We start from the raw sequence: 8,214 nt of genomic DNA, 5'->3' as shown, positions 1-8,214 counted from the left end.
GCGAGGGTGCCGCCGATGCCGCCGGCCTCACTGGCGGTGGCCGGGTACGCCTCGTGGACGGTGGCGGTGATGCCGGCGCGGCGCAGCGCCAGCGCCGTCACCGGGCCGGCGATGCCGCCGCCGATGACGATCGCGGTTCGTACCGTGGTCATGCTCTCTCCCTGGGGTGTCGTGGTCCGCGCAGGCGCACGGACCTGGGAGGGAGCCCGGTTATCCTCGTGTTTGCCGCTTCGGGCCGGGCACCTTCCCAGGTGTCGGTTCGGGGTAAGGGCTCCGGCGGGGTGTTGGCGCACCCCGCCGGAGCCGTCCGTCAGTCGGTCGTGTCGAGGTGCTGGCCGGTGCTCTGGGCACCGGTGGTCGGGGTGCTGGTCCTCTCCGCCAGCCCGGTCAGCTCGGCCGGCATCTCGCCGGTCTCGTGGAAGGCGCGCCAGGTGTCGAGCCCCGGGTAGCTCCCCGAGGTCAGCTCCACGAGCAGCGCCCGTAGCCAGGCGGCCTCCGCGTCCCGCATGGCCAGGTCGTACTCGGTCTCCACCAGGAACAGCCGCGGGATCTCCCGCAGATGGGCGGCGAGTGTCTCGCGGTCCCGACGCAGCGCGCCGTCCAGGCGATCGAGCCGCTGCCGGAGCAGGTCGGTGGCCTCGTCGGGATGCAGGGCGGCGAGGACGGACAGGCCGGCCCGGAACCGGGGATGCTCCGGCATCGGCGTGGAGACCAGCTCACGGGCCCAGTCGACCAGTTCCGCCCGGCCCGAGTCGGTGATGCGGTAGACGGTGCGTTCCGGGCGGCGGCCCTCGCGGAGGCTCTCCACCGCCTCGATCAACTGATGTTTGTCGAGGTTGCGGATCACCGTGTAGAAGGAGCCCCACTTGATCTCCATGTCCTGTTCCTTGCCCCAGGCGCGGAGTGTGGTGGCCATCTCGTACGGGTGCATCGGCCGCTGAACGAGCGCGGACAGCACGGCCAGCGCCAGCAGGTTGCCGACCTTGCGACGTTTCGCCACGACGCCCCCGTTCACTCGTCAACGATTACTCGCATACGAGTATAGGTCTTCGGTGGCCGAGCCGGTACCGGGCCGCAACAGCCCGCTCACGCCTTCGGCCTACGATCACGGGGTGGAGGAAGATATCCGGCGGATCGGGATCATGGGTGGCACCTTCGACCCGATCCACCACGGGCACCTCGTCGCGGCCAGCGAGGTGGCCGACCGGTTCGGCCTGGACGAGGTGGTCTTCGTCCCGACCGGGCAGCCGTGGCAGAAGGCCGACGAACCGGTGAGCCCTGCCGAGGACCGGTACCTGATGACCGTCATCGCGACCGCCTCCAACCCCCGCTTCCAGGTCAGCCGGGTCGACATCGATCGCAGTGGGCCGACGTACACGGTCGACACCCTGCGCGACCTTCAGGCCGAGTACGGCCCCAAGGTGCAGCTGTTCTTCATCACCGGAGCGGACGCTCTGCAACGCATCCTGTCCTGGAAGGACCTGGACGAGATCTTCGAGCTGGCGCACTTCGTCGGTGTGACCCGGCCCGGGTTCGCGCTGACCGACAAGCACCTTCCGGCGGACACCGTCAGTCTGATCCAGGTGCCGGCGATGTCCATTTCGTCGACCGACTGCCGCGCCCGGGTCGCCCGGGGTGAACCGGTCTGGTACCTGGTCCCCGACGGTGTGGTGCAGTACATCGCCAAGCGGAGCCTCTATCAGCACTGAACCCGCCCGGTATGCCCCTGTTTCCACCTTGCACCGACCAGAACTGCCCGGTCGGTGCGTCGGCGGGTGTGAGACGCTTGGAGGATCGCACGCCTGATCGAAGGAGAACGGTGACAGTTTCCGAACGCGCTCACGAGCTGGCTATCGCGGCCGCCCAGGCCGCCGCCGACAAGAAGGCGCAGGACATCACGATCATCGACGTCGGCGACCAGCTCGCCATCACCGACGCGTTCGTACTCGCCGCCGCTCCCAACGAGCGTCAGGTGCTGGCCATCGTCGACGCCATCGAGGAGAGCCTGCTGGAGCTCCCGGAGAAGGCGAAGCCGTTGCGGCGCGAGGGCGAGCGCGGTGGCCGTTGGGTGCTGCTCGACTACGTCGACATCGTGGTGCACGTCCAGCACACCGAGGAGCGCGAGTTCTACGCCCTCGACCGGCTCTGGAAGGACTGCCCCACCATCCCGTTCGTCGACCGCGACCTGGTCGAGGCCGACGCCGGCGGGTCCGCCGCAGCCGAATGACCAAGCTGATCGTCTGGCGGCACGGCAACACCGACTGGAACGCCGCCAACCGGGTCCAGGGGCAGACCGACGTACCCCTGAACGAGCTTGGCCGCGACCAGGCCCGCGCCGCCGCGCCGCTGCTCGCGGCGCTGCGGCCCGACGCCATCGTGTCCAGTGACCTGGGCCGCGCCGCGGAGACCGCCGCCGCACTGGTCGCGTTGACCGGCCTGCCGGTCCGCACCGACGCACGGCTGCGCGAGCGGCACTTCGGCCAGTGGCAGGGCCTGCACCTCACCGAGGTCGCCGAGCGCTTCCCCGAGGAGTACGCCCGCTGGCAGGCCGGCGACCCCGCTCCCGGGGTCGACGTGGAACCGTTGCACGACCTCGGTGAGCGGGTCGCCGCCGCGCTGCTGGAGGCCGCCCACGCGGCACCGGGCGGCACCGTGGTGATCGCCACCCACGGCGGCGCCTCCCGGCAGGGCGTCGGTCACCTGCTCGGCTGGGACGCGTCGGTGCTGCGCGCCGTCGGTTCGCTCGCCAACTGCCACTGGACCGAGCTGCGCCATGACGACGTCCGGGGTTGGCAGTTGCGGGCGCACAACGTCGGCCTGATCACCGCCCCGGTCGCCGTCGACGCGGTCTGAGCACGATCCTCGCCCCGGTTGGGCGTCATCGCGCTTCGTCGTTCGGCGTCCCGATCGGCTAGCGTGCCGGGCATGCCCGTCGCGGTCGTCATCGACTCCACCGCCTACCTCCCGCCCGAGCTGGTGCACGCGCACCGGCTGACCGTCGTGCCGTTGACAGTCGTCCTCAACGGCGCGGAGGGGTTGGAGGGGGTGGAGACCCAGCCGGCCGACGCCACACTGGCGCTGAGCGCCCGCCGGGTCACCGCGACCACCTCCCGGCCGGCACCGGAACAGTTCGCCCGCACGTACCGCCGACTGTTGGACGACGGCGCCGACGGGATCGTCTCGGTGCACATCTCCGCCGCCCTGTCCGGCACCGTCGAGGCCGCCCGCCTGGCCGCCGCCGACTTCGACGGGCGCGTCGAGGTCGTGGACAGTCGCTCGACCGGCATGGGTCTCGGCTTTCCGGCCATCGCGGCCGCCACCGCCGCCGAGGCCGGCGTCGACCTCGCCGGTGTACGCGACGCCGCGCTCGCCGCCGTCGCCCGCACCACCGTCTGGTTCTACGTCGACACGCTCGAGTTCCTCCGCCGAGGCGGTCGGATCAACGCCGCCGAGGCGCTGCTCGGGACCGCCCTCTCCGTCAAGCCGATCATGCACATGCCGGACGGGACGATCGTGCTGCGGGAGAAGGTCCGCACCGCCAGCCGCGGAGTGGCCCGGCTCGTCGACCTGGCCGTCGAGGCGGCCGGGGACGACGACGTCGATCTCGGGGTGCACCACCTGGCCGCGCCGCAGCGAGCCGAGGCGTTGCTCGTCGCGCTGACCGGGCGGTTCGGTGACCGGCTGCACGACACGTACGTCTCCGAGGCCGGCGCGGTCGTCGCCGCCCACGCCGGCCCGGGTCTGGCCTGTGTGGTCGTCCACCGCCGTCCGGCCGACTGACCGGCTCGCCCCGCTGTGTTAGCCTCCGTGCGCGCCCCAGATGGGCCTACCCCCCGGAGGTTCTGGCTACTTCAGCCACCACGCCGAGATTGACGCCATGCACGCGTCTCTCGTGCGGGATCCGGGGCGTCGGCGCCCTCGGGGTTTTGTCATCGGTGTGGCTGGGTGGGGGCTGTGGGCTTCCGGTCGGGTCTACGGATCTACCGGGAAGAAGACGGTACCGATGACAGTCACGTTCAACCACACCATCGTCGTCAGCAAGGACAGGAACGCCTCGGCGGCGTTCTACCGGGAGCTGTTCGAGTTGCCGGAAGCGCCGTCGTGGGGGCCGTTCACCAACGTCCAGCTGGACGAGGGCGTGCTGCTCCAGTTCGCCGAGCCGCCGGTGGACATCCAGATACAGCACTACGCGTTCCTCGTCGACGACGAGTTGTTCGTCAGGTGCCTGAGGTTTATCGAGGGGCGTGGCATCACGTACTGGGCCGACCCGAAGCTGGAACGGGAGGGGGAGACCAACACCGAGCACGGTGGGCGGGGCTTCTACTTCATGGACCCGTCGGGCCACATGATCGAGATCATCACCCGGCCGTACCTGTAGCTGTCGATTCGACGGCGGTCGGGCCGTCGGGCGAGGACGGGCATCGGTTCCGGCGACGCCTGTCGAGGAAACACTCGACGACGGCCTGGCCCGTGCGGCCATAGCAGATCGCGGGCATGATCAGGGCGTTGTCCACAATGGTGTCGCCTGTCCACAGGCCGATGCCGAGGAGTCCCGCCGCAGCGTCCGCCGCCATAGCGTCGCCCTGTGTCGCACGACGAGGAGACAGAGGTACGCCAGCGCCTGCGGCGGCTGACGGAGGCGGTCGCCGCACCGGTGCCACCCCGGCCAGCGGGGGCGCCCGTGGGCGTAACCGTGGGTGGCGTGCTGCCGTCCCGGGTTGCCGCGCCGCTCGCGGAGCCGGCCCCCGGCGGCCTCGCGAGCGAGCCCGAGTCGCGACTGGCCGGTCCGGGGGCGTTCGATCCAGGGCGACGCGGGGTGCGGGCCTTGGCTGTCGTCGCCGTGGTGGTGGTGTTGGGGGCGGCAGCCTGGGCCTGGCGGTCCCGGCCCCAGTCGGAGGCGGTCGCACCGCTGGTCAGCGAGGCCCCGTCGGCCGCCTCGACGGGTGACCCCAGCGGGCCCGGCCCCGGCGAGCTGGTGGTGGCGGTCGCGGGCAAGGTCCGCAAGCCCGGTTTGGTACGGCTGCCTGCCGGCTCCCGGCTCGCCGATGCGGTCCAGGCGGCCGGTGGTCCACTGCCCGGTGTCGACCTGGCGCTGCTCAACCCCGCCCGCAAGGTCACCGACGGGGAGCTGATCGTGGTCGGTGTGACGCCTCCGCCGGCACCGGTCGGCCCGGCGGGAGGTGGGGCGGCAACGGCCGCCGGCCCGCTGAACCTCAACACAGCCACCCTGGCCCAACTCGACGCGCTGCCCGGGGTCGGGCCGGTGCTCGCCCAGCGGATCCTCAGCCACCGGGACCAGCACGGCGGGTTCAAGGCTGTCGGCGACCTGCGTCAGGTCGACGGGATCGGCGACGCACGGTACGAGCAGCTCAAGGATCTGGTGACGGTGTGAGGGAGTCCACCGCCGCTGGTCTGCGGCTGACCCCCGTGGCCGGTGGCGCGCCGCAATCGCCGCCGGCCGATCAAGCCCCCGTCCAACCGCCGGATCTGCGACTGGCTGGGCTCGCCGTGGCGGCCTGGCTCACCGCGCTCGCTGGCCTGCACCTGGGCGGCCTGGCCGTCCTGCTGGGCGCCAGCGCGGCGGCCGGTGTGACAGCGGCCGGTGCTCTGCATCTGCTCGGCCGCCTCGGCCGTCCCCGGGCCGTGGCGCGGCGCTACGGGTGGATCGCCGTGGCGGTCGGTCTCGGCGTGGTTGCCGGTGGTGCTGCCACCGGAGCGCGCCTAGCAGTTCGCGACGCACCGGCGATCCGTGCCCTGGCCGAGCAGCGTGCTCTGGTCACAGTTGATCTGGTGGTGAGGGACGATCCGCGTCCGATCCGCAGCGCCGGGCGGCCGGGCATGCTGCTGGTGTCGACGGAGTCGGTCCGGCTCACCGGCCCGGATGGCCGGCGGATCCACGCGTCGGTGCGGCTGCTCGTCCTGACGACCGACCCCACCTGGCGGGGCCTGCTGCCTGGGCAGCGCCTCAGCGCCGACGGCCGGCTCGGCGTTCCGCGTGGTGGCGACCTCACCGCAGCCGTGCTCAGCGCCGACGGCCCGCCGGAGCGGCACGGTGTGTCGTCCTGGGCGCAGCGCGCTGCCGGGTCGCTGCGAGCCGGCCTGCAACGAGCCTGCGCCCCGCTGCCCGACGATCCGGGTGGGCTGCTCCCCGGGCTGGTGGTGGGGGACACCAGCCGGCTGCCGCCCGCCGTCGAGGCGGACTTCCAAGCAACCGGAATGACACACCTCAACGCTGTTTCGGGGAGCAACGTCGCGATTGTCGTAGGCGCCGTGTTGCTGCTGGCCCGATGGTCACGGGCCGGGCCGTGGCTCGCCGTCGGGCTCTGCGGGGTCGCACTGGTGGGCTTCGTCATCCTGGTCCGTCCGTCACCGAGCGTCGTACGGGCGGCGACGATGGGAGCGATCGGTCTCGCCGCGCTGGCGGCCGGCCGGCCCCGAGCCGCGCTGCCCGCGCTTGCCGCCGCCGTCACCGTGCTGGTGCTGGTCGACCCCGAGTTGGCCGGTGATCCCGGGTTCGCGCTCTCCGTGCTGGCCACCGGCGGCCTGTTGCTGCTCGCGCCACGCTGGCGGGACGGGCTACGACGGCGGGGAGTACCGCCCGGGCTGGCGGAGGCGCTGGCCGTGCCGGCGGCGGCGCAATTGGCCTGTGGCCCGGTCGTCGCCGGAATCTCCGGCACGGTCAGCCTGGTGGCCGTGCCGGCCAACCTGCTGGCGGTGCCGGCCATCGCGCCGGCGACAGTGCTGGGCGTGTTGGCGGCCATGGTGTCGCCGGTCTGGCCGGGTGGCGCCGAGTTCCTCGCCTGGATGGCGAGCTGGCCGGCCTGGTGGTTGGTGGTCATCGCCCGGCAGGGCGCCCGGCTGCCGGGCGGCACCGTGCCGTGGCTGGGCGGGCTGCCCGGCGCTCTGCTGTTGTCCGCACTGACCGTCGCGCTGCTGGTCGCGGTGCGCCGACCACTCGTACGGCGGCTGGTGGCGGTCGTCGGCGTGGCCACGGTGCTGGGTGCGCTTCCGGTGCGGCTGGTCTTCGCCGGCTGGCCGCCGCCGGGTTGGGTGGTGGTGGTCTGCGCCGTGGGTCAGGGCGACGCCGTGGTGCTGCCGGTCGCACCCGGCCGGGCGGTCGTGGTGGACGCCGGGCCGGAGCCGGGTGCGGTGGACGGCTGCCTGCGACGGCTCGGCGTACGGGAGGTGCCACTGCTGGTGATCAGTCACTTCCACGCCGACCACGTGGGTGGGGTGGCCGGGGTGTTCCGGGGACGGCGGGTCGGTGCCGTGCTGACGCCCTCGTCGACTGACCCGGAGAGCGGCCGGGACCTCGTCCGGGCGGCGGCGATCGGCGGGCGGGCCGCGTTGCTGACCACCGTGGCGGGCGCTCGACACCCCGTGGGCGGGGTGGACCTGCTGGTGCTCGGCCCGCCGTACCCGCTGGCCGGCACCAGGTCCGACCCGAACAACAACTCGGTGGTGCTGCGCGCCACGGTGGCCGGGGTGCGGATCCTGCTGCCCGGCGACGCAGAGACCGAGGAGCAGCACGCGATGCTGGCGAGGGCGACGCCCGGCCAGTTGCGGGCGGACGTGCTGAAAGTCGCCCACCACGGTTCGGCGTACCAGGATCTCGGGTTCCTCGACGCGGTGCGGCCTGCCGTCGCGCTCGTGCCGGTCGGCACCGGCAACACCTACGGGCATCCGAGCCCCGGGCTGCTCAGTCGGTTGGGCAGGGGTGGTGCCCGGGTGCTGCGCACCGACACCGACGGCGACCTGGCAGCGGTTCGGACGAGGAACGGCCTGGCGGTGGCCCGCCGAGGGGTGCCACCGGGCCGGCAGCCCTGAGACCGGGCGGGTTTAGGAGTGGACGGACCGCGCCCGAATTGCGCATTAATTGGCAATTGAGATAGATGTCGGGATTTGCGTTGTGTGCGGGCTGCGCCGACCGAGCAGCTGATGAGCAGGCACGATCCCACGCTGGGGCGTGCGAATATGGGCGGCGTGACCCCCGCCAGCCTCGCCCCCATTCTGCTCGTCCTCGGTGACGAGGAGCTGCTCGCCACGCGCGCGGTCACCGAAGCTGTCGCGAAGGTTCGCAGCGTCGACCCCGAGGTGGACGTCCGCGAGTACCAGGCCGGAGCGCTCACCGTCGGCGAGATCGCCGAGATGCTCAGCCCGTCGCTGTTCGGTGGGCGGCGGCTGCTGATCCTGCGTTCCGGTCAGGACGCGCGC

The 8,214-nt window shown here is 72.4% G+C and carries 8 protein-coding genes and 1 pseudogene; 8 read left to right on the top strand and 1 reads right to left on the bottom strand.

What is annotated here, in order from left to right; all coding sequences use genetic code 11:
* Positions 1-310: 310 nt before the first annotated feature.
* Positions 311-1,000, bottom strand: coding sequence for a PadR family transcriptional regulator (locus tag ACWCO3_RS27450; protein WP_145779390.1), 690 nt, complete (start codon positions 998-1,000; stop codon positions 311-313).
* Between the two features lie 112 nt (positions 1,001-1,112).
* On the opposite strand from ACWCO3_RS27450, the gene nadD reads away from it, so the two are divergent.
* The 8 genes and pseudogenes from nadD to ACWCO3_RS27410 form a co-directional block, all read left to right on the top strand.
* The gene (nadD, locus tag ACWCO3_RS27445) at positions 1,113-1,709 is read left to right on the top strand and encodes a nicotinate-nucleotide adenylyltransferase (RefSeq protein WP_145779391.1); all 597 of its coding nucleotides are present in this window, start codon (positions 1,113-1,115) and stop codon (positions 1,707-1,709) included.
* Between the two features lie 110 nt (positions 1,710-1,819).
* Positions 1,820-2,227 (top strand): ribosome silencing factor, encoded by a 408-nt coding sequence (gene rsfS / locus ACWCO3_RS27440; protein WP_358167233.1) that lies wholly within the window; start codon positions 1,820-1,822, stop codon positions 2,225-2,227.
* Positions 2,224-2,853, top strand: a complete 630-nt coding sequence (locus ACWCO3_RS27435) for a histidine phosphatase family protein (protein WP_145779393.1) — start codon at positions 2,224-2,226, stop codon at positions 2,851-2,853. The genes rsfS and ACWCO3_RS27435 overlap by 4 nt, the downstream gene beginning before the upstream one ends.
* A 72-nt stretch (positions 2,854-2,925) precedes the next feature.
* Positions 2,926-3,780: a DegV family protein gene (locus ACWCO3_RS27430; RefSeq protein ID WP_357843624.1), complete on the top strand. Its 855-nt coding sequence runs from the start codon at positions 2,926-2,928 to the stop codon at positions 3,778-3,780.
* A 223-nt stretch (positions 3,781-4,003) separates the two neighbouring features.
* Positions 4,004-4,378: a VOC family protein gene (locus tag ACWCO3_RS27425; RefSeq protein ID WP_145779395.1), complete on the top strand. Its 375-nt coding sequence runs from the start codon at positions 4,004-4,006 to the stop codon at positions 4,376-4,378.
* 207 nt (positions 4,379-4,585) lie between these two features.
* Positions 4,586-5,392 (top strand): ComEA family DNA-binding protein, encoded by an 807-nt coding sequence (locus tag ACWCO3_RS27420; RefSeq protein ID WP_145779396.1) that lies wholly within the window; start codon positions 4,586-4,588, stop codon positions 5,390-5,392.
* A 26-nt stretch (positions 5,393-5,418) separates the two neighbouring features.
* A complete protein-coding gene (locus ACWCO3_RS27415) occupies positions 5,419-7,827 on the top strand; it encodes a ComEC/Rec2 family competence protein (RefSeq protein WP_450012778.1) in 2,409 nt (802 codons plus the stop codon).
* A 147-nt stretch (positions 7,828-7,974) separates the two neighbouring features.
* A pseudogene (locus tag ACWCO3_RS27410) lies at positions 7,975-8,214 on the top strand (DNA polymerase III subunit delta); the annotation flags it as partial.

This window comes from Micromonospora sp. NPDC002411 (assembly GCF_053592955.1).
Note: the sequence above shows the minus strand (reverse complement) of the source record. Positions and strands in the feature narration are given on the sequence as shown.